Source organism: Nocardioides sp. NPDC057772 (genome assembly GCF_042798075.1).
In the GTDB taxonomy this organism is placed as follows: domain Bacteria; phylum Actinomycetota; class Actinomycetes; order Propionibacteriales; family Nocardioidaceae; genus Nocardioides.
Genome location: NZ_JBHVKN010000089.1, coordinates 1 through 19,469, shown reverse-complemented (window position 1 = coordinate 19,469; position 19,469 = coordinate 1). Strand labels below are relative to the sequence as shown.

Here is a 19,469-nt window from a genome sequence, read left to right as displayed (position 1 = left end):
GTCTAGAGACTGATCGCCGCTCGTGGTTAGCCGCGGGTCAGGCGACGTTGTACTTGTCGCCCTCGGGCTTCTCCGGGAGCGCCCAGAAGACGATCAGCACGATGACGCCGACGCAGGTCAGGTAGAGCAGCTGCCACCAGCCGGAGCGGCCGGTGTCGTGGAGTCGGCGCGCGCCGACGGAGAGCTGCGGGATCAGGATGGCGAGCGCGAAGAGCCCGCCGACGATGGAGCCGGCGGTGGAGTCGGCGCCGAGGATCAGGTTGATCGCCATGTTGACGACAAAGGTGAACAGGATGGCCCACCAGAACTCGGAGCGGCTGGCGCGGCCCTCGAAGGTGGCGTACTTCTTGAAGAAACGCACGATGGCGTCGCGGGGTGCCGCGCCGCGGAGCGGCTGGCTCAGGGGCACCTCGCCCACGGGGCCTGCGCCGTACGGCTGCTGCGGGGGCGGGGGCGGCGGCGGGTAGTCGGTCACGTCGGATCTCTCCTCATCGAGATGGGTTGGATGTGCGCAACCTAGTAGGGACGGTCACCGAGGTAAAGGACCGTTACCCCTAGGGTTGACCCATGACCACGCTGGTCCTCGCCTCCAAGTCCCCCGCCCGGCTGCAGACTCTGCGCAGCGCAGGTGTCGAGCCGGTCGTGATCGTCTCCGGTGTCGACGAGAGCAAGCTCGACGGCCTGCCACCGACAGAGCTGGCGCTCGGGCTCGCCGAGCTCAAGCGGGATGCCGTCGCCGGTCGACCCGAGGTTCCCGAAGGTGCCCTCGTGCTGGGCTGTGACAGCGTCCTCGAGCTGGATGGGAAGCCGCTGGGCAAGCCTCACGACCCGGACGAGGCGACCCGGCGCTGGCGAGAGATGCGGGGACGCAGCGGCGTACTCGTCTCCGGGCACGCGCTGATCGACACCGCGACCGGCCGGCAGGTGTCGCAGACCGCCGCCACCACGGTGCACTTCGCCGATGTCACCGACGAGGAGATCGCGGCGTACGTCGCGACCGGCGAGCCGCTGCACGTCGCCGGTGCCTTCACGATCGACGGGCTCGGCGGAGCGTTCGTCACCGGGATCGAGGGCGACCACCACAACGTGGTCGGGCTGAGCCTGCCCCTGCTACGCGACCTGCTCAGCCGGCTCGGTCATGCGTGGCCTGCTCTGTGGAACCGCTGACCCGCTCGCGGCGCTCCGGCGCCACCAGGAGCGTCGCGCCGTCGGCGGCGCCGAGCGCGGCCGCCTCCTCCTCGACGCTGCCGTAGACCTGCGTGTAGCGGATCGGCCGGCCGAAGACGAACCTCCGGAACAGGAAAAAACGGGCGATCTGGCCCAGGAGCACCCCGACGACGTTGGCCGAGAGGTTGTCGGCGATCGCGCTGTCCCAGCCGAACACGCTGCGGGTGAGGTAGAGACACGCCACCGGCAGCAGCATGGTGACAGCGTTGATGACGACGTAGGCGGTGAAGCCGCCGTCGGGGTGGTCCGAGACGCGATGACGGAAGGTCCAACGGCGGCTCAGCTCGTAGCTGATCAGCATGCCGACCGTGTTGGCGATGATGTAGGCCGGGATCGGCTGCCCGTTCATCGGACCGGCGCCCATGAAGAAGCCGTGGACCAGTCCGTTGAACAGCACGAAGGCGACTGCCGTCGCGATTCCGCCGACCATCATGAAGCGGACCACCTCTCCGAAGAGGCGGGTGCGACGCAGCCGTCCCAGCAGCTGTCCCCCGAACACCATGGAGCCACAGTAAACGGTCAGTGGTGAGATGGCCCTTGATTACTTCCCGCGGTTTGTTCAGTGCGCAGTAAGATCCGCACTCACTCGACGGGCAGACCGAGGCCTCTTGCGATCAGCATGCGCTGCACCTCGGAGGTGCCCTCGCCGATCTCCAGGATCTTGGCGTCGCGGTAGAAACGGGCGACCGGATACTCCTCCATGAACCCGTAGCCGCCGAAGATCTGGGTGGCGATCCGGGTGGCGGTGACGGCCGACTCGGTGGCGTACAGCTTCGCCGCGGCGGCGGCCTGCTTGAACTCCTTCATCGTCACCGAACCCGAGTCGAGGCCGGCCTTCATCGCGGCAGCCTCGTACGTCAGCAGGCGGGAGGCGCGCAGCATGACCTCGAGGTCGGCGATCTGGAAGGCGACACCCTGCTTGCGGCCGATCGGGCCACCGAAGGTCTGCCGCTCGCCCGCGTACTCGAGCGCCATGTCGAGGCAGGCCTGGATGCAGCCGACCGCGAGCGCGGCGATGGCGACGCGGCCGTCGTCGAGGGTGGCGAGGAACTGGGCGTAGCCACGGCCGCGCTCGCCGAGGAGGTGGTCGGCCGGCACCCGGGCGCCGTCGAAGGAGAGCGGGTGGGTGTCGGAGGCGTGCCAGCCGAGCTTGTCGTAGCCCTTCTCGGCGGTGAAACCGGGCGTGCCCGAGGGGATCATGATGGTGCTGATCTCGGGCTTGCCGTTCTCCCGGGTGCCGGTGCGCGCGGTGACGGTGACGACCGAGGTGATCGAGGATCCGGAGTTGGTGATGAACTGCTTGGCGCCGTCGACGACCCACTCGTCGCCGTCCAGGACGGCCTTGGTGGCGGTCGCGCCGGCGTCGGACCCGGCGCCCGGCTCGGTCAGCCCGAACCCGGCCAGCTTCTTGCCCGCGACGAGATCAGGGAGCCAGCGCTCCTTCTGCTCGTCGGTGCCGTAGGTGAGGATCGGGTTGATGCCGAGGCCGACGGCGGCCTCGAGCGTGATCCCGATCGACTGGTCGACGCGGCCGAGCTCCTCGATCGCGACGCAGAGCGCGACGAGGTCACCCTCGCCCCCGCCGTACGCCTCGGGGGCGGTCAGGCCGAACAGGCCCAGCTCACCCATCTTGTGGACCACGTCGACGGGGAAGTGGTGATCGCGGTCCCACTGCGAGGCGTGGGGCGCGATCTCCTTCTGGGCGAAGTCACGGACGACAGCACGCAACTCTTCGTGCTCGGGCTGGAGAAAAGCGGTCACGCGCTCCAGGTTAGCGCTTATTAACCTGGAGCGCGAGACCCGCGTCACATCGGAATCAGCGGAACGTGCCGGTGGAGACCGTTCCGGCGATCCTCCGCTGGAAGATCAGGTAGACGACCAGCACCGGGAGCACGGTCATCACCACACCCGCGAAGAGCGCGCCGAAGTCGACGTTGTAGCCCGCCTGCGACGAGAACGACGCCATCCCCTGGGTGAGCACCCAGTTCTCCCGCTGGGTGTTCAGCGCCACCGGGAGCAGGAACTGGTTCCACAGCCCGAGGAAGTTGAAGATCGCCACGCCGGCCATCCCGGGCGCCGCCATCGGCAGCATGATCTGGAAGAACGTCCGCCACTCCCCCGCACCGTCCATCATCGCGGCCTCGTAGACGTCGTCGGGCAACGTCTTGAAGAAGGCATAGAGGAAGAAGACGGTGAACGGCAGCGCATAGGCGACGTACGTCAGGATCAGTCCCGGCAGCGTGTTGAGCAGCCCGAAGCCCTGGAGCACGAAGAACAGCGGCACGATGACCAGGAAGACCGGGAAGGTCAGTCCGCCGAGCATGGAGTAGTAGATGAAGTTGCGCCCGAAGAACTCGAACCGGGCCAGCACGTAGGCGCACATCGCCCCGAGCAGCATCACCAGCACCAGCGCGGTGCCGACGACGATGACCGTGTTGAAGAAGTACGTCCCGATGCCGGCCTTGGTCCACGCGCTGGTGTAGTTCTCGAAGCTCCACTCGGCCGGCAGCGAGAACGGCGAGGACAGAATCTCCTTCGACGTCTTGAACGAGGAGAGCACCACCCAGCAGAACGGCACGATGACGATCACCGACCAGAGGATCAGCATCGTGTGCGAGGTGCCGGCGACGAGCGCGTCGCCGGGCGTACGCCGCTGGCGGTCCGAGCTGGCAGCAACGGGCTTGTCCAGAGTGACGGTGCTCATCGGGCCACCTCCGTAGCGCAAGCGTCAGAATACGGACGCGGCCCGATGAAAGATCCAATGTTCGCTTGCTGACGCTCGCTCATCGGCGTACGTCTCCCTTCTTGTCCCGCCCGCCAGCGAAGTGGAAGACGGCGAAGACCAGGGCGGCGAAGAGCAGCGTGACCAGGGCGAGCACGACGCCCATCGAGGTGGCGTAGCCGAACTGGCTCTTCTTGAAGGCGGTGTTCATCAGGTGCTGGCTCATCGTCAGCGTGCTGTTGGCAGGACCGCCGCCGGGGGCTAGGGCGGCCATGAAGACGTAGGCATCGAGGGTGAGGATGCCCAGGTAGATGTAGGCCGTCTGCACGTTGTCGCGGATGGAGGGCAGCGTGATCGAGATGGCGGTGCGGAAGCGACCGGCACCGTCGATGCGGGCGGCCTCGTAGATCTCCGCGGGGACGCCCTTGATGGCGGCCACGAAGAGCACCGTGTAGAAGCCGATGTTGGCCCAGATCATCACGAACATCGAGGCCGGCATCGCCGCGCGCACCTCGCCGAGCCAGGCGTAGTCCTTGAACCCGTCGAAGCCGAGGCCGGTGAGCATGCCGTTGAGCAGGCCGGCGGCGGGGTCGTAGACCTGCGCCCAGAGCAGACCGATGACGACGGCCGGGACGGCGTAGGGGAAGAACGAGACGACCCGGTAGAAGCCGGAGCCGTTCAGACCACGGACCTGACCGGTGCTGGGGCCCGCAGTGGTGACAACCACCGCGATCGCCAGCGCCGCGACCAGCGTCACCAGCGGCACCACGATCGTCAGCAGTACGTTGTTGCGGAGCGCCTTGAGGAAGGTCTCGTCGTCGAGCAGCTTGGCGTAGTTGTCCAGGCCGACGAAGTTCATGACCGGCGAGAAGCCGGTCCAGTCGGTGAGCGAGTAGAAGAGGGCCTGCCCGATCGGGACCACGACGAAGATGACGAAGACCGCGACCGGAAGGCCGAGGAAGACCGTCATGAACAGTGCCCGGTCGAGGGTGAGCTTGCGTCGACGCCGGCCGGGGGCGGCCCCCCAAGGATTCTCCTCGGAGGGACCGCCCGCCGTCACCGCCATCGTGGTGGATGGGTCCGGCATGGTGTCAGGAAACCTTGAGCTTCTCGATCGAGGAGTCGTCCGCGACCTTGTCGAAGATGCCCTGGACGGCCTTGGTCAGGCCCTTGACGTCCAGGTCACCGGAGAGGAACGAGTTCCACACAACCAGCTCGTCGGCGTTGGTGCCGTAGTAGTCGTAGAACTGGAAGTTGAAGGTGTTCTCACCAGCCGCGTCGAGCATCGCGCTCTGCGACTTCAGCGCCGCGGAGCCGAAGCCGTCCTCGGGGATGGTGTCCTTGACGATGGTCGGCGCGAGCTTCGTCTTGGCGAAGTTGGTCGCGGCCTCCTTCGACAGCATGGCGCGGAGGATCTCCTTGCCGCCGGCCGGGTTCTTCGCCTTGCTCGGGACGATGAACGCCTCACCGGCCGCGGCGCGAACGGCCTCGTACGGCAGCGCCGGGCTGTCGCTGAGCACGAACTCCGGGATGCCGGTCATCTCGAAGCCGGCCTTGGTGGCGTCCTTCATCTCGTTCTCGATCCAGCCACCGCTCGGGTAGAGCAGCGCCTGCTGGTCGTTGGACCACTTGGCCTGCGCGGCGGTGAACTGGGTGCCGGCGCCGCCCGGGATGAACATGTCCTGGCTGACCATCTCGCCGAGCTTGCCGAGGATGTCCTGGATGACCTTGTGGGACCAGATGCCCTTCTCGAGGTTCTCGAGTCCGAGGCGCACCTCGTCGCCGCCCTCCTTGGCCGCCGAGTCGATGACCAGGGTGCGGTAGTAGGTCGCCGCCTCCTTGCCCCAGGTCCACAGGTACTTCTTCTTGGCCTTGGCCTTGGCGCCGAGGTCGAGGGCCTCGTCCCAGGTCTTCGGCGGGGTCCAGCCGTTCTCCTCGAAGAGCGAGGCGGAGTACCACACGCCGTAGAGGGTCATGACGTAGTTGATCGCCACGAACCGGTCGCTGTAGGTGCCAGGCACCTTCACGTTCGGGTAGAGGGTGTCCTCGATCTTGACGCCCTCGTAGCTGTCGGCCTCGAAGACGTCGTCGAGCTCCTCGAGCTGGGCGGCGATCGAGCTGAAGCCGATGAGGTCCGCACCCGAGTTGTCGATCAGGTCCGGGGGCGTGCCGCCGACGAAGCGCGGCTGCAGCTCCGTGGCGATCTTGGTCGTGGCGCTGACCTTGATGTCGGCGTCCGCGAACTCCTTGCCGACGATGCCGGCGGCGAACTCGACGTAGTCGTAGCCGTAGCCACCGTCGAAGATCACCGCGTCGACGGTGCCGTCCTTGGCCATGCCGAACGGGTTGGACGCGGACTTGGTGCCACCGCCGGAGTTGTCGGTGTCGCTACCGGGCGCGCCACACGCTGCGAGCGCTCCGGAGAACGACACGAGCGCCGCGCCGGCGAGGGTGCCGCGCAGAAGGGTCCGGCGGTCGAGCCGGTGAAGCTGCTGGGACATCGTGCTGCCTTCTTTCGGGTGGGTTCCTCTTTACTTCTTCTTACGGGGGTTCAAGCCATGCTTCCGATGCGCTCGCCGTATCGAGCCTTCAACGCATCGTTGTGCTCATCGCCACCCGGGATATTGGCGGAGAGATAGAGGGGCGGGGTCTCGCCGGCCTCCTGGATCCTGGCGGCGGTGCCGAGGGTCAGGAGCTGGGCGATGTAGGCCGCCGTGATGGAGGAGACGGCGCCGGCGAGGACGCCGCCGTCGCCGACCGGGACCGTCGCGTCGCCGAAGGGAGCCAGGTTGTCGATCACCACGTCGGCGATCTCGGCAAGGCGCTTGCCGCTGGGGTGCTTGGGGGTGACCGCGTTGGTGTGCTCGAGGCTGGTCACCGCGATCACCTTGTGGCCCTTCTCCTTCGCGTGCAACGCGATGCCGACGATCGAGCCGTTGACGCCGGAGTTGGATGCGATCAGGAAGACGTCCTCGGGGTGGAACTCGTGGAGGCCCCAGAGCTCGTCGGCGATGTTGGTGTCGCGCTCGAGGAGACCGCCCTTGAGGTCGCTCGCCGGCCGGTCGCCCTTGAGCACGGTGTCGCGCAGAGCGATGGCGTGGGTGGGGATCAGACCACCTGCCCGGCCGGCGATCTCCATCGCGAACGCCTGGGAGTGGCCGGTGCCGAAGGCCTGCAGCACACCGCCGTTGCGGATGCTGTTCACCATCACCTCGACCGCCTCGTCGAAGCCACCGGACTGGGCAATCGACTGCAGCTCGGACAGGCGTGTGCGAACCTGCTCGTCGAAGGCTCCGAACACGTCTCTGGTCAATTAGTCCACCCACCTAGCAAACTCGCGCCGCGACTGTATGCCGAGGCCTGCGCTCGAAAACTATTTGGAGAGAGTACGCCTGGCAATGGTTTTCTGTTACGAAAAGGTGTCAATGAATAACAACTACTTGGGCCTCGACGCTGGAGGCACCAGCACTCGGGCCGTCGTCGTCTCCTCCGACGGACACTGCCGAGGCATCGGGAAGGCCGGCAGCGGCAACCCGACCTCCGCCGGCGTCGAGGCCGCCACCGCGGCGATCAAGGACGCGGTCACCCAGGCCGTGACCTCCGCGAAAGCCGGTCCGGTCGCCGGCGCCGCCCTGGCGGTGGCAGGTGCCGGCGCCGCCGGCCACCGGGCGGCCATCGTGGCCGCCCTCTCCGGGCTGGTCGCGAGCGAGCCGGTCTTCGAGTTCGACGTGCTGGCTGCGTACTTCTCGGGAACTGCGGCCCCGGACGGCTATGTGCTGCTCTCCGGCACAGGGGCGTCGGCGGTGCGGGTCGAGGACGGCCGACTGGCCGGCATCTCCGACGGGCTGGGCTGGCTGCTCGGCGACGTCGGGTCGGGCTTCTGGCTGGGCCGGGAAGCCGTACGCGCCGGACTGGCGCCGCTCGACGGGCGGGGGCCGACCACCTTGCTCACCGGCCTGCTGCTGGACCGGCTCGGGATCGCCGTCGACGACCGTCGGCAGGGTGGCCGGACCACGACGCTCGTCACGGCGACGGCCGCTCTCTACGCGATGCCGCCGTTGCGGCTGGCCGACTTCGCGGCACTCGTCTTCACCGCGGCGAGCTCCGGAGACGGGGTCGCCGCCGGCATCCTCGACCGGGCGGCCGCCGGACTGGCGGAGACGCTGGCGGCGGTGCGTACGCCCGATGTCGACGGGCCGCTGGTCGCCGCCGGAAGCGTCCTGGCCCGGCAGCCGGACTTCGCCGCCCGGGTCGCCCCCGGGGCCGTCGTCGCCACCGACGGGCTGGCCGGAGCCGCGGTGCTGGCGCTGCGTCATGCAGGCGTCCACGTCGACGACGAGACCTACGCACGGGTAACCTCGTCACTCGCCCAGCTCACCCAAGTGTGACAATCGTTACTACGGACGTCTGGAGCCAGGGCCCGATGGGCTCCCCTAGCATGTCCTTGCATTCACGATGGAGGAGTTCTCGTTGAGCAAGCCACTGACAAAGGTCCTGATCGCCAACCGCGGTGAGATCGCCGTCCGAGTGATCCGCGCGTGCAAGGACGCCGGAATCGGCTCCGTAGCGATCTACGCGGACCCCGACCGTGACGCGCTCTTCGTGCGCCTGGCCGATGAGTCCTACTCACTCGGCGGAGCCACGCCGGCGGAGTCCTACCTGTCCATCGAGAAGATCATCGATGTGGCACGCCAGTCCGGCGCGGACTCGGTCCACCCGGGCTACGGCTTCCTGGCCGAGAACGCCGACTTCGCCAAGGCCGTGATCGACGCGGGCCTGACCTGGATCGGTCCTTCGCCCGAGGCGATCGACGCGCTCGGTGACAAGGCGAAGGCCAAGCAGATCGCGCTCAAGGCGGGCGCGCCGCTGGCCCCGGGTCTCAAGGACCCGGTCAAGGACGCCTCCGAGATCGTCGCCTTCGCCCAGGAGCACGGTCTCCCGGTCGCGATCAAGGCGGTCTTCGGTGGTGGCGGTCGCGGCCTGAAGGTCGCCCGCACCCTGGAGGAGATCCCCGAGCTCTACGAGTCGGCCGTCCGCGAGGCCGTCGGCGCCTTCGGTCGTGGCGAGTGCCTGGTCGAGAAGTTCCTCGACAAGCCGCGCCACGTCGAGACCCAGTGTCTGGCCGACCAGCACGGCAACGTGGTCGTCGTCTCCACCCGCGACTGCTCGCTGCAGCGTCGCCACCAGAAGCTGGTCGAGGAGGCCCCCGCACCGTTCCTGACCGACGAGCAGAACAAGCGCCTCTACGAGTCCTCCAAGGCGATCCTGCGCGAGGCCGGCTACGTCGGCGCGGGCACCTGTGAGTTCCTCGTCGCCGCCGACGGCACCATCTCCTTCCTCGAGGTCAACACCCGCCTCCAGGTCGAGCACTGCGTCTCCGAGGAGGTCACCGGCCTCGACCTCGTCCGCGAGATGTTCCGCATCGCCGCAGGTGAGGAGCTGGGTTACGACGACCCCGAGATCCGCGGCCACTCGATCGAATACCGCATCAACGCCGAGGACGGCGGCAACAACTTCATGCCGGCCCCCGGCACCCTGACCGAGTGGGCCCCGCCCGCCGGCCCCGGCGTACGCCTCGACGGCGGCTACGAGAAGGGCGAGACCATCCCGGGTGCGTTCGACTCGCTGATCGCGAAGCTGATCGTCTCCGGCCGCGACCGCACCCAGGCACTGGAGCGCTCGCGTCGCGCCCTGGACGAGTTCAAGGTCGACGGCATGCCGACCGTCATCCCGTTCCACCAGGCCGTCGTCAACGACCCCGCCTACACCGCCGAGAACGGCTCCTTCGACGTCTACACGACCTGGATCGAGACCGACTTCGACAACCAGATCAAGCCGTACGCCGGCGCTGCCGGTGAGGCTGAGGAGGCCGGCGAGCGCCAGACCGTCGTGGTCGAGGTCGGCGGCAAGCGCCTCTCGGTCTCGCTCCCCGCAGGCCTCGGCGGGCTCGCGGTCGGCGGTGGTGCCGGTGCCGCGAAGAAGCCGAAGCGCTCGGCGAAGAAGTCCGGCGCGGCCGCCTCGGGCGACTCCGTCGCCTCGCCGATGCAGGGCACCATCGTCAAGATCGCCGTCGAGGAGGGCCAGGAGGTCGCCGAGGGCGACGTCGTCGTGGTCATCGAGGCGATGAAGATGGAGCAGCCCCTCAAGGCTCACAAGTCGGGCGTCATCACCGGCCTGAACGCCACCGTGGGCGAGACCGTCGCCAACGGCGCGGTCATCGCCGAGATCAAGTAGTTCGAAGAACTGGCGGCGGCTGTTCACCGATGTGACTCGGTGAACGGCCGCTTCCTTTGTGGAGCGTCCGAGACGGCTACCATGGCCCCGTGACCTCATCCGCAGCACGCCGCCACGATGCGACGCTCCACGGCCCCGTGGGTCGAGTCGTCGCCTCCAAGCGTGCTGAGCTACTGGATGTGCTCAGCCGACACGGCGTCCGCAACGTACGCGTCTTCGGCAGCGTCGCGCGCGGCGACGACCGTCCTGACAGCGATGTCGACCTGCTGGTCGACTTCCCGCCGCACACCAGCCTCTTCACCATCCTCCGCATGCAGGACGAGCTCGAAGAGATCCTCGGAACACATGTGGATCTGGTCTCTGAGTCAGGCCTGCAGGCTCGGATCCGAGCTCGCCTCGAGCGCGACCTGATCGCCCTGTGAGTCGCTCAGCCCAGGAGCGTCTCGACGACATCGTCGAGGCGGTGACCGCCATCAGGAACCATCTGGCGAAGGGCACACTCGAGGAAGAAGTCGTCGTCGACGCCGTCCGGATGCGTCTCCTCGAGATCGGCGAGGCGGTCAAGTGCCTCGACAGCGCTGTCCTCGCCACTGAACCCGACATCCCATGGAAGCAGATCGCCCGGATGCGCGATCATCTTGCGCATCGCTACTTCCTGAGCTCGACCGACATCCTCGCGGAGACCGTCAAGACTGACCTGGGTCTGCTGCTGGCCGCCACGCAGCGGCTGCGCGACAGAGTCGACACCGGCAACTGACTACTCGGCGAGGCCCAGCGTCTGGGCCAGGGTCGCCAGATGGAGCTCGAAGAGGCCGGCGGGGTCGCCGAAGCGGTCGGGGCCGAACTGGCCGAACACCTCGAAGCTGACGCGGCCGAAGAGGCTGGTCCAGACGAGTACGCCGCGGGTGAGCGCGGCATCGGGCAGGCCGAGGCCGAGCTGGTCGCGGATGCCCTGCAGCCCGGTTGCCAGATCCGGCGAGATCTCCAACGGCTCCTCCGGCACGGCCAGCAGGCCGACGGCGAGCGCGCCGGCGCACACCCGCAGCATCGCGGTCGGGACGCGGGTGCCGGGCACGCTGGTGCGCTCGTCCGGGGCGGCGTAGCCGGGGACGGGCGACCCGAACAGCAGCGCGTACGTAGCCGGCTCGGCGAGCGCCCAGGTCCTGACCGCGCGGCCGAGCGCCAGGAACTGGGCGCGGTGGTCGTCCTCGGGAGCCGAGGCGACGGCGGCGTCGACAGCGTCGCCGAGCTCGTCGTACCCGGAGACGAGGAGCAGGGTCAGCAGCTCGTCGCGGCTCTTCACGTAGCGGTAGACCGCCGAGGAGACCACGCCGAGATCGCGGGCGACCGCGCGCAGCGAGAGCGCAGCGGCGCCGTGGATCGCCAGGTGCTCACGGCCGATCCGGACGATCTCGTCCATCGTCTGCGCTCGCGCCCGTTCACGTGGGGTGCCGTCTCGTGAGGTGGCTGTCATGGCGCCATCGTGTCCCGTCTGAGAGAGCGCTGTCAACAAAAGTGAGCACTGCTCTTGCTTTTCTCACAGCGCCCCGTCAGACTCGTTTCGAGAGCAGTGCTCTCGAAATCACCTCGCACCCAGGAGACAGCCATGAACAGCACCTACCTCGTCATCGGCGCCGGCCCCGTCGGCACGACCATCGCCCAGCAGCTCGCCGCCCGCGGCGACCGCGTCCGCCTCCTCACCCGCTCCGGAAGCGGCCCGGTGCACGCGAGCATCGAGCGGCTGCGCGGCGATGCCGCCGATGCCGAGACCGTCACCGAGGCGGCCACCGGAACCCGCGCCGTCTTCCACTGCATGCACGGCAGCGCCTATGCCGCCGCCACCTGGCGCGCCGAGCTCCCGCGGGCCGAGAAGGTCGTGCTCGAGGCCGCCGGACGCGCAGGGGCCGTGGTGGTCTTCCCGGAGAGCCTCTACGCCTACGGCCACGTCACCGGGCCGATGACCGAGCAGACGCCGCGCACCGCCGACTTCGGCAAGCCGGCGGTGCGGGTCGAGCTGCTCCGCGCCCGTGACGCCTCCCCGACTCCGACGGTCAGCGTCGCGGCCTCGGACTTTTACGGCCCCGCGGTGCGTACGGCTCATGCCGGCGAGCGGATGGTCCCGACGGTGCTGGCAGGCCGCACCATGCGCGTCCTCGGCGACCCGGACGCGCCGCACTCGTGGACGTACGTCCCGGACCTCGGTGCCGCGATGATCAAGGCGGCCGACGAGGAGAGCTTGTGGAACTCCTTCCTGCACGCGCCCACCGCGCCGGCCGTCTCCCAGCGGGACCTGATCCAGCTCTACGCCGACGTGGCCGGGGTCGCGGCACCGAAGGTTGGCCGCATCCCCACGTGGGCGATGAAGGCGATCGGCGTGGTGCACGGGGGCACCCGGGAGCTGGCCGAGATGATCTACCAGTTCGACAAGCCGTTCGTGATGGACTCCTCGGCCAGCGAGTCCCGGCTCGGCCTGTCCCCGACCCCGCTCGAGACCGGGGCCAAGGCGACGGTGGACTGGTGGCGTACGCAGGCCTGAGCAGACCGGCGCCCGAGCTAGCGAGCGCTCCAGCCGCCGTCCATGGCCCACGAGGCTCCGGAGACCATCGAGGCGTCCGGGCCGGTCAGCCAGCCGACCAGGGAGCCGACCTCGTCGGGCTCGACCAGGCGCTTCACCGCAGCGTCCTGCAGCAGCACCTTCTCGACGACCTCGGTGGCCGCGATCCCGTGCACGCGAGCCTGGTCGGCGATCTGCTTCTCCACCAGCGGCGTACGCACGTAGCCGGGGTTGATGCAGACGCTGGTCACGCCGTGCGGACCGCCCTCGAGGGCGGTGACCTTCGAGAGGCCCTCCAGCCCGTGCTTGGCCGAGACGTAGGCGCTCTTGAAGGGCGAGGCGACCAGGCCGTGCACCGAGGAGATGTTGATGATGCGGCCCCAGCCGTTGGCGTACATGTGCGGCAGGGCGGCCCTGACCAGCAGGAACGGCGCGACGAGCATGATCGAGTGGATCCTGCGGAAGTCGTCGGGGTCGAACTCCTCGATCGGGCTCACCCGCTGGATGCCGGCGTTGTTGACCAGGACGTCGACCTCCAGGCGGAGGTCGTCGAGCTCGCGGGTGGCGGTCAGGTCGACCACCCACGCCTCGCCGCCGATCTCGTCGGCGAGGGCGTGGGCGGCGTCACCGGCCAGGTCGGCGACGACGACCCGCGCGCCCCGGGAGGCGAGCTCGCGGGCCACCGCCGCGCCGATCCCCGACGCACCGCCGGTGACCAGGGCCCGCCGGCCCTGCAGCGTACGTTCGGAGACGTCGGCGGCGGCGCCCGAGACGGCGGAGATCACGCGGCGCTCACCTCGCGCTCGGCCATCCGGTCGGCGTCGGCACGGTCCAGGGTGCGGAGCGAGGTGCCCTTGGTCTCCTTGAGGGTGAGCACGACGAGCGCGGTGACGGCGCCGGCCACGGCGAGGTAGATCGCGGTGTTGGTCCAGGTGCCGGTGTCCTTGAGCCAGGCGATGGCCAGCAGCGGCGCCAGCGAGCCGGCGAAGATCGAGGTCACCTGGTAGGAGATCGAGACGCCGGAGTAGCGCATCCGGGTCGGGAACATCTCGGCCATGATCGCGGGCTGGGTGGAGTACATCAACGCATGGATGGCCAGGCCGGCGACCAGCGCGGCGACGATCGCGACGTTGCTCTTCGTGTCGAGCATCGGGAAGGCCCAGAAGCCCCAGGTCGCACCGAGCACGGCACCGGCGAGGTAGACCGGCTTGCGACCCACCCCGTCGGCGAGCCGGCCGACGGCGAGGATGAAGAAGAAGTGGCAGGCGTGCGCGATGGCGACCAGGCTGAGCAGCGCCCCCTGCTCCATCTTCTGGTCCTCGACCAGGTAGACGATCGAGAAGGAGACCACCAGGTAGTACATGATGTTCTCCGCGAACCGCAGGCCCATCCCCTTGAGCACGCCGAGCGGGTAGCGGCGCAGCACCTCGAAGACGCCGTAGCCGGCCGAGGCGGCGTCGGCCTGCTCCGCCTTCGCCTCCTCGAAGATCGGCGAGTCGGTGACCGAGCGGCGGATGAAGTAGCCGACGAGGACGACGACGGCCGAGAGCCAGAAGGCGACGCGCCAGCCCCAGGACAGGAACGCGGCGTCGGACAGCGTGATGGTCATCAGCGTGAGCACCAGCGTGGCCAGCAGGTTGCCGACCGGCACCGCTGCCTGCGGCCAGGCGGCCCAGGTCGCCCGGCGCTCGTCGGGAGCGTGCTCGGCGACCAGCAGGACGGCACCGCCCCACTCGCCACCCAGCGCGAGCCCCTGCACGAAGCGGAGCAGCACCAGAGCGATCGGCGCGGCGATGCCGATCTGGTCGTACGTCGGCAGGCAGCCCATCAGCACGGTGGCGACACCGATCAGCATGATGGTCAGCTGCAGGGTGTACTTCCGGCCGAGGCGGTCGCCGATGTGTCCGAAGACGACACCGCCCAGCGGGCGGGCGACGAACCCGATGGCATAGGTGACGAAAGCCGCGATGATCGCGTCGTAGGCGTTGCCGGTCGCCGGCATGATCACCTTGGCGAAGACCAACGCCGAGGCGGTGGCGTAGAGGAAGAAGTCGTACCACTCCACTACCGTGCCCGCCATGGAGGCGGCCACGGTTCTACGGAGCAGCGTCTGCTCGTCGGCTGGAGGATCGGTGGGGGCGGTGGCGCCCGGCTGCGTCGTGGACATGGCTCGGAGTGTGACAGGGGTCATAATGTGCTTGCAACGCGCATGTTGGCACACGGCATGAACGGAAATGCACACTCGACGGTAGGGTGGCCGGATGTCCACCTCTTCGCCGACGATGCCGTCCGCCGACCAGCTGCTGGTGCTGCTGGAGGTGGCCCGCAGCGGCCGATTCACCACCGCCGCCCGCTCGCTGGGCCTGACCCACACGACGGTCAGCCGCAACATCTCCGCCCTCGAGCGCGCCCTCGGCGGCCGGGTCCTGGTGCGCGGCTCCGACGGGTGGGCGCTGACCGCCCTGGGCGAGCGCGCGGCGCGGGCGGCCGAGGGCGTCGCCGAGTCGCTGGCCCGGCTGGCCGCCGACGAGCCGGCCGACCCGGTGGCCGGTGTGGTCAGGATGTCGACGACCGACGGGTTCGCTGCGTACATCGCCTCACCGGCGGTAGCGGCGCTGAGGCAGGACCATCCCGAGCTCGCGGTCGAGATCGTCACCGTGACGCGGCAGGCGGCCCAGCACCGCTCCGGCGTCGACATCGAGGTGGTCGTCGGTGAACCGGCGGTCATGCGTGGCCGCGCGCTCCACCTGGGCGAGTACGAGCTCGGTCTCTACGCCTCTCCCGCCTACCTGGAGCGCCACGGCACCCCGGCCACGATCGAGGAGGCCGTACGCCACCGCCTGGTCTACTTCGTCGACTCGATGCTCCAGGTCGACGACCTCGACATCCCCCGGCGGCTGCTTCCCGGCATCCGCGACGCCGTCACCTCGACGAACGTGTTCGTCCACGTCGAGGCGACCCGTGCCGGCGCCGGCCTGGGCCTGCTGCCCTGCTTCATGGCCGACCGTCACCCCGACCTCGTCCGGATGCTCCACGAGGAGATCCACCAGCGGCTGCCCTACTGGGCGGTCGTGCATCCCGAGTCGTGGCGCCGGCCGGCCGTGGCCGCCGTCGTGGGTGGCCTGCGGGAGCAGATGGCTGAGCAGCAGCGCGCTCTGCTCGGCCGGACCCGCGATGGCGCCCCGAGCTGAACGACGCAGAGACTTGAACTTCACAACTTCTTAACGTCCACCAACTGGGCGAAATCGTCCCATAACCTGGACGACGCACTCTGGATGGGTACCGTGGCGGCCATGTTCAAGAAGGTGTTGGTTGCCAACCGCGGCGAGATCGCGATCCGAGCTTTCCGTGCAGGCTTTGAACTCGGGGCCAAGACGGTCGCCGTGTTCCCCTACGAAGACCGGGGCTCAGAGCACCGGCTGAAGGCCGACGAGGCCTACCAGATCGGCGAGCTCGGCCATCCCATCCGGGCCTACCTCGATCCCAACGCGATCGTCGAGGTCGCCAAGCAGAGTGGCGCAGACGCCATCTACCCCGGGTACGGGTTCCTCTCCGAGAACCCGGCGCTGGCGGAGGCCTGCGCCCGGGCGGGGATCACGTTCATCGGGCCGTCGGCGGAGGTCCTCACGCTCACCGGCAACAAGGCCACCGCCATCGCGGCGGCGAAGGCCGCCGGCGTACCCACCCTGCAGTCGGTCGAGCCGTCCACCGACGTCGACGCGCTCGTCTCCGCCGCCTCCGCGCTTCCCTACCCGCTGTTCGTGAAGGCGGTCGCCGGTGGTGGCGGCCGCGGGATGCGGCGGGTGGACGACCCGGAGAAGCTCCGCGAGGCCGTCGAGACCTGTATGCGCGAGGGTGAGGCCGCCTTCGGTGACCCGACGGTCTTCATCGAGCAGGCCGTGGTCGAGCCGCGTCACATCGAGGTGCAGATCCTCGCCGACGGCGAGGGCAACGTCATCCACCTCTTCGAGCGTGACTGCTCGGTCCAGCGCCGCCACCAGAAGGTCGTCGAGATCGCGCCCGCACCGAACCTCGACCCCGAGCTGCGCGAACGCATCTGCGCCGATGCCGTGCGGTTCGCCAAGGAGATCGGCTACTCGTGCGCCGGCACGGTCGAGTTCCTGCTCGACCCGAACGGCAACTACGTCTTCATCGAGATGAACCCCCGCATCCAGGTCGAGCACACCGTGACCGAGGAGGTCACCGACGTCGACCTGGTCCGCTCGCAGATGCGGATCGCCGCCGGCGAGACGCTGGCCGACCTCGGCCTGTCCCAGGACTCCGTGCAGCTGCGTGGTGCGGCGATGCAGTGCCGGATCACCACCGAGGACCCGGCCAACAACTTCCGTCCCGACACCGGGATGATCACCACCTACCGCTCCCCCGGCGGCGCCGGCATCCGCGTCGACGGCGGCACCACGTACGCCGGTGCCGAGGTCTCGCCGCACTTCGACTCGATGCTCGCCAAGCTCACCTGCCGCGGGCGCACCTTCGAGGACGCCGTCACCCGCGCCCGCCGGGCCGTGGCGGAGTTCCGGATCCGCGGCGTGGCGACCAACATCCCGTTCCTGCAGGCGCTGCTCGACGACCCCGACTTCATCTCCGGCTCGATCACGACCTCGTTCATCGAGACCCACCCGCAACTGCTGACCGCGCGAGCCTCCGGCGACCGCGGCACCAAGCTGCTCACCTACCTCGCCGACGTGACCGTCAACCAGCCGCACGGCGCCGCGCCGGTCTCGCTGCACCCGGTCGAGAAGCTGCCGGCGATCGACCTGTCCGTCGCGCCGCCGGCCGGCTCGCGTGACCTGCTGCGCGAGCTCGGGCCGGAGGGCTTCGCGGCCGCACTGCGTTCTCAGGAGGCGGTGGCGGTCACCGACACCACCTTCCGCGACGCCCACCAGTCGCTGCTCGCGACCCGCGTCCGCACCACCGACCTGCTCGGGGTCGCCGGCCATGTCGCCCGGCTGACGCCGCAGCTGTGGTCGCTGGAGGCCTGGGGCGGGGCGACGTACGACGTGGCCCTGCGCTTCCTCTCCGAGGACCCCTGGGAGCGGCTGGCACAGCTGCGCGAGGCGATCCCGAACATCAACCTGCAGATGCTGCTGCGCGGTCGCAACACCGTGGGCTACACGCCCTACCCGACCGAGGTCACCGACGCCTTCGTCTCCGAGGCGGCTGAGACCGGGATCGACGTCTTCCGCATCTTCGATGCTTTGAACGACGTCTCGCAGATGCGGCCGGCGATCGACGCGGTCCGTGCCACCGGGACCGCCGTCGCCGAGGTGGCGCTCTGCTACACCGGCGACCTCTCCTCCCCGGACGAGAAGCTCTACACGCTCGACTACTACCTGCGGCTGGCCGAGGAGATCGTCTCGGCCGGGGCGCACGTGCTCGCGATCAAGGACATGGCCGGTCTGCTGCGGGCACCTGCCGCGCGCACCTTGGTCACCGCGCTCCGGGAGCGGTTCGACCTGCCGGTCCACCTGCACACCCATGACACCGCCGGTGGCCAGCTGGCCACGCTGACGGCAGCGATCGAGGCCGGTGTCGACGCCGTCGACGCCGCGACCGCGTCCATGGCCGGCACCACCTCGCAGCCGCCGCTCTCCTCGCTGGTGGCGGCGACCGACTACACCCCGCGAGCCACCGGGCTCTCGCTGGCGGCGGTCAACTCGCTCGAGCCCTACTGGGAGGCCGTACGCCGCGTCTACGCGCCGTTCGAGTCCGGGCTGCCCGCGCCGACCGGCCGGGTCTACCGCCACGAGATCCCGGGTGGCCAGCTCTCCAACCTGCGCCAGCAGGCGATCGCGCTCGGGCTCGGCGAGAAGTTCGAGCAGATCGAGGACATGTACGCCGCGGCCAACCAGATCCTCGGCCGCGTCCCCAAGGTCACCCCGTCCTCGAAGGTCATCGGCGACCTTGCCCTCTCGCTCGTCGCGGCGGGTGCCGACCCGGCCGCGTTCGAGGCCGACCCGGCTGCGTACGACATCCCGGCCTCGGTCATCGGCTTCCTCAACGGGGAGCTCGGCGACCCGCCGGGCGGCTGGCCCGAGCCGTTCCGCAGCAAGGCGACCGCGGGACGCACCTGGAAGGAGCCCTCGCCGACCCTGTCCGCCGAGGACGCCGCCGGGCTCGTCTCCGACCGTCGCGGCACGCTCAACCGGTTGCTCTTCCCCGGCCCGACCAAGGACTTCACCGAGGCGCGCTCCAAGTGGGGCGACGTGTCGGTGATCTCGACCCTCGACTACCTCTACGGTCTGCGCGAGGGCGAGGAGCACGTCGTCGAGCTCGACGAGGGCAAGACCGTGATCTTCGGTCTCACGGCGATCTCCGAGCCCGACGAGCGCGGCATCCGCACCGTCATGGCGACCATCAACGGCCACCTGCGCCCGATCAGCGTGCGGGACCGCTCCGTCGCGGCCGAGGTGGCCGCCGCCGAGAAGGCCGATCCCGCCGTTCCCGGCCAGGTCGCGGCGCCGTTCCAGGGTGTCGTCACGATCACCGTCGCCACCGGTGAGTCGGTCAAGGCCGGCGACACCGTCGCGACGATCGAGGCGATGAAGATGGAGGCGGCCATCACCGCGCCCATCGACGGCACGGTCTCGCGCCTCGCGTTCTCCGGTACGCAGGCGGTCGACGGCGGGGATCTGGTGCTCGTGATCGGCTGACGCGGCGCGTTCCTTCATCAAGGGATGCAGCCGTAGGCGCACATCCCCAGCGGAACTCCGC

18 protein-coding genes are annotated in these 19,469 nt (G+C 69.2%); 8 read left to right on the top strand and 10 right to left on the bottom strand.

What is annotated here, in order from left to right:
- Nucleotides 1-37: 37 nt before the first annotated feature.
- Nucleotides 38-475 (bottom strand): DUF805 domain-containing protein, encoded by a 438-nt coding sequence (locus ACFVJS_RS15785; protein WP_378881892.1) that lies wholly within the window; start codon nucleotides 473-475, stop codon nucleotides 38-40.
- 92 nt (nucleotides 476-567) lie between these two features.
- Between ACFVJS_RS15785 and ACFVJS_RS15780 the strand changes: the two genes are divergently transcribed.
- Nucleotides 568-1,167 carry a Maf family protein gene (locus ACFVJS_RS15780; RefSeq protein ID WP_378881889.1) on the top strand — a complete coding sequence of 200 codons (600 nt, stop codon included), beginning with the start codon at nucleotides 568-570 and terminating at the stop codon, nucleotides 1,165-1,167.
- On the opposite strand, the gene ACFVJS_RS15775 is transcribed toward ACFVJS_RS15780, so the two are convergent.
- From ACFVJS_RS15775 to ACFVJS_RS15750, 6 genes are all read right to left on the bottom strand, one after another.
- The gene (locus ACFVJS_RS15775; RefSeq protein ID WP_378881886.1) at nucleotides 1,124-1,729 is read right to left on the bottom strand and encodes a GtrA family protein; all 606 of its coding nucleotides are present in this window, start codon (nucleotides 1,727-1,729) and stop codon (nucleotides 1,124-1,126) included. The two genes, ACFVJS_RS15780 and ACFVJS_RS15775, sit on opposite strands and share 44 nt — an antisense overlap.
- A gap of 80 nt (nucleotides 1,730-1,809) precedes the next feature.
- A complete protein-coding gene (locus tag ACFVJS_RS15770) occupies nucleotides 1,810-2,988 on the bottom strand; it encodes an acyl-CoA dehydrogenase family protein (RefSeq protein WP_378881883.1) in 1,179 nt (392 codons plus the stop codon).
- Between the two features lie 55 nt (nucleotides 2,989-3,043).
- Entirely contained in the window at nucleotides 3,044-3,931 is an 888-nt protein-coding gene (locus ACFVJS_RS15765) for a carbohydrate ABC transporter permease (RefSeq protein ID WP_328527177.1), read from the bottom strand.
- Nucleotides 3,932-4,010: 79 nt separating this feature from the next.
- Nucleotides 4,011-5,036, bottom strand: coding sequence for a carbohydrate ABC transporter permease (locus tag ACFVJS_RS15760; protein WP_378881880.1), 1,026 nt, complete (start codon nucleotides 5,034-5,036; stop codon nucleotides 4,011-4,013).
- A 4-nt stretch (nucleotides 5,037-5,040) separates the two neighbouring features.
- Nucleotides 5,041-6,450, bottom strand: a complete 1,410-nt coding sequence (ngcE, locus tag ACFVJS_RS15755) for an N-acetylglucosamine/diacetylchitobiose ABC transporter substrate-binding protein (RefSeq protein ID WP_378881877.1) — start codon at nucleotides 6,448-6,450, stop codon at nucleotides 5,041-5,043.
- A gap of 50 nt (nucleotides 6,451-6,500) precedes the next feature.
- On the bottom strand, nucleotides 6,501-7,262 hold the full coding sequence (locus ACFVJS_RS15750) for a sugar isomerase domain-containing protein (RefSeq protein WP_378881874.1): 762 nt from the start codon (nucleotides 7,260-7,262) through the stop codon (nucleotides 6,501-6,503).
- Between the two features lie 112 nt (nucleotides 7,263-7,374).
- Between ACFVJS_RS15750 and ACFVJS_RS15745 the strand changes: the two genes are divergently transcribed.
- The 4 genes from ACFVJS_RS15745 to ACFVJS_RS15730 all read left to right on the top strand — a co-directional run bounded on the left by ACFVJS_RS15745 (nucleotide 7,375) and on the right by ACFVJS_RS15730 (nucleotide 10,940).
- Complete coding sequence (locus ACFVJS_RS15745) at nucleotides 7,375-8,337, top strand: N-acetylglucosamine kinase (RefSeq protein ID WP_378881871.1); 963 nt, start codon at nucleotides 7,375-7,377, stop codon at nucleotides 8,335-8,337.
- Nucleotides 8,338-8,404: 67 nt separating this feature from the next.
- Nucleotides 8,405-10,183, top strand: a complete 1,779-nt coding sequence (locus tag ACFVJS_RS15740; RefSeq protein WP_378881868.1) for an acetyl/propionyl/methylcrotonyl-CoA carboxylase subunit alpha — start codon at nucleotides 8,405-8,407, stop codon at nucleotides 10,181-10,183.
- 89 nt (nucleotides 10,184-10,272) lie between these two features.
- Entirely contained in the window at nucleotides 10,273-10,605 is a 333-nt protein-coding gene (locus tag ACFVJS_RS15735) for a nucleotidyltransferase family protein (RefSeq protein WP_378881865.1), read from the top strand.
- Nucleotides 10,602-10,940 (top strand): DUF86 domain-containing protein, encoded by a 339-nt coding sequence (locus ACFVJS_RS15730; RefSeq protein WP_378881862.1) that lies wholly within the window; start codon nucleotides 10,602-10,604, stop codon nucleotides 10,938-10,940. Before ACFVJS_RS15735 ends, ACFVJS_RS15730 begins: the two co-directional genes overlap by 4 nt.
- On the opposite strand, the gene ACFVJS_RS15725 is transcribed toward ACFVJS_RS15730, so the two are convergent.
- The gene (locus ACFVJS_RS15725) at nucleotides 10,941-11,657 is read right to left on the bottom strand and encodes a TetR/AcrR family transcriptional regulator (protein ID WP_378881859.1); all 717 of its coding nucleotides are present in this window, start codon (nucleotides 11,655-11,657) and stop codon (nucleotides 10,941-10,943) included.
- A 132-nt stretch (nucleotides 11,658-11,789) separates the two neighbouring features.
- Here ACFVJS_RS15725 and ACFVJS_RS15720 point away from each other — a divergent pair, with 132 nt between their 5' ends.
- Nucleotides 11,790-12,719: an NAD-dependent epimerase/dehydratase family protein gene (locus tag ACFVJS_RS15720; protein ID WP_378881856.1), complete on the top strand. Its 930-nt coding sequence runs from the start codon at nucleotides 11,790-11,792 to the stop codon at nucleotides 12,717-12,719.
- Nucleotides 12,720-12,736: 17 nt separating this feature from the next.
- Here the strand turns inward: ACFVJS_RS15720 and ACFVJS_RS15715 are convergent, their stop codons facing one another.
- Both ACFVJS_RS15715 and ACFVJS_RS15710 read right to left on the bottom strand, forming a co-directional pair.
- Nucleotides 12,737-13,522, bottom strand: a complete 786-nt coding sequence (locus ACFVJS_RS15715; RefSeq protein ID WP_378881853.1) for a 3-hydroxybutyrate dehydrogenase — start codon at nucleotides 13,520-13,522, stop codon at nucleotides 12,737-12,739.
- Nucleotides 13,519-14,904, bottom strand: coding sequence for an MFS transporter (locus tag ACFVJS_RS15710; RefSeq protein ID WP_378881850.1), 1,386 nt, complete (start codon nucleotides 14,902-14,904; stop codon nucleotides 13,519-13,521). Before ACFVJS_RS15710 ends, ACFVJS_RS15715 begins: the two co-directional genes overlap by 4 nt.
- A 94-nt stretch (nucleotides 14,905-14,998) precedes the next feature.
- Between ACFVJS_RS15710 and ACFVJS_RS15705 the strand changes: the two genes are divergently transcribed.
- Together ACFVJS_RS15705 and ACFVJS_RS15700 are read left to right on the top strand one after the other, a co-directional pair.
- The gene (locus tag ACFVJS_RS15705) at nucleotides 14,999-15,928 is read left to right on the top strand and encodes a LysR family transcriptional regulator (RefSeq protein ID WP_378881847.1); all 930 of its coding nucleotides are present in this window, start codon (nucleotides 14,999-15,001) and stop codon (nucleotides 15,926-15,928) included.
- 102 nt (nucleotides 15,929-16,030) lie between these two features.
- Nucleotides 16,031-19,408 (top strand): pyruvate carboxylase, encoded by a 3,378-nt coding sequence (locus ACFVJS_RS15700; protein ID WP_378881845.1) that lies wholly within the window; start codon nucleotides 16,031-16,033, stop codon nucleotides 19,406-19,408.
- Nucleotides 19,409-19,469 lie beyond the last annotated feature (61 nt).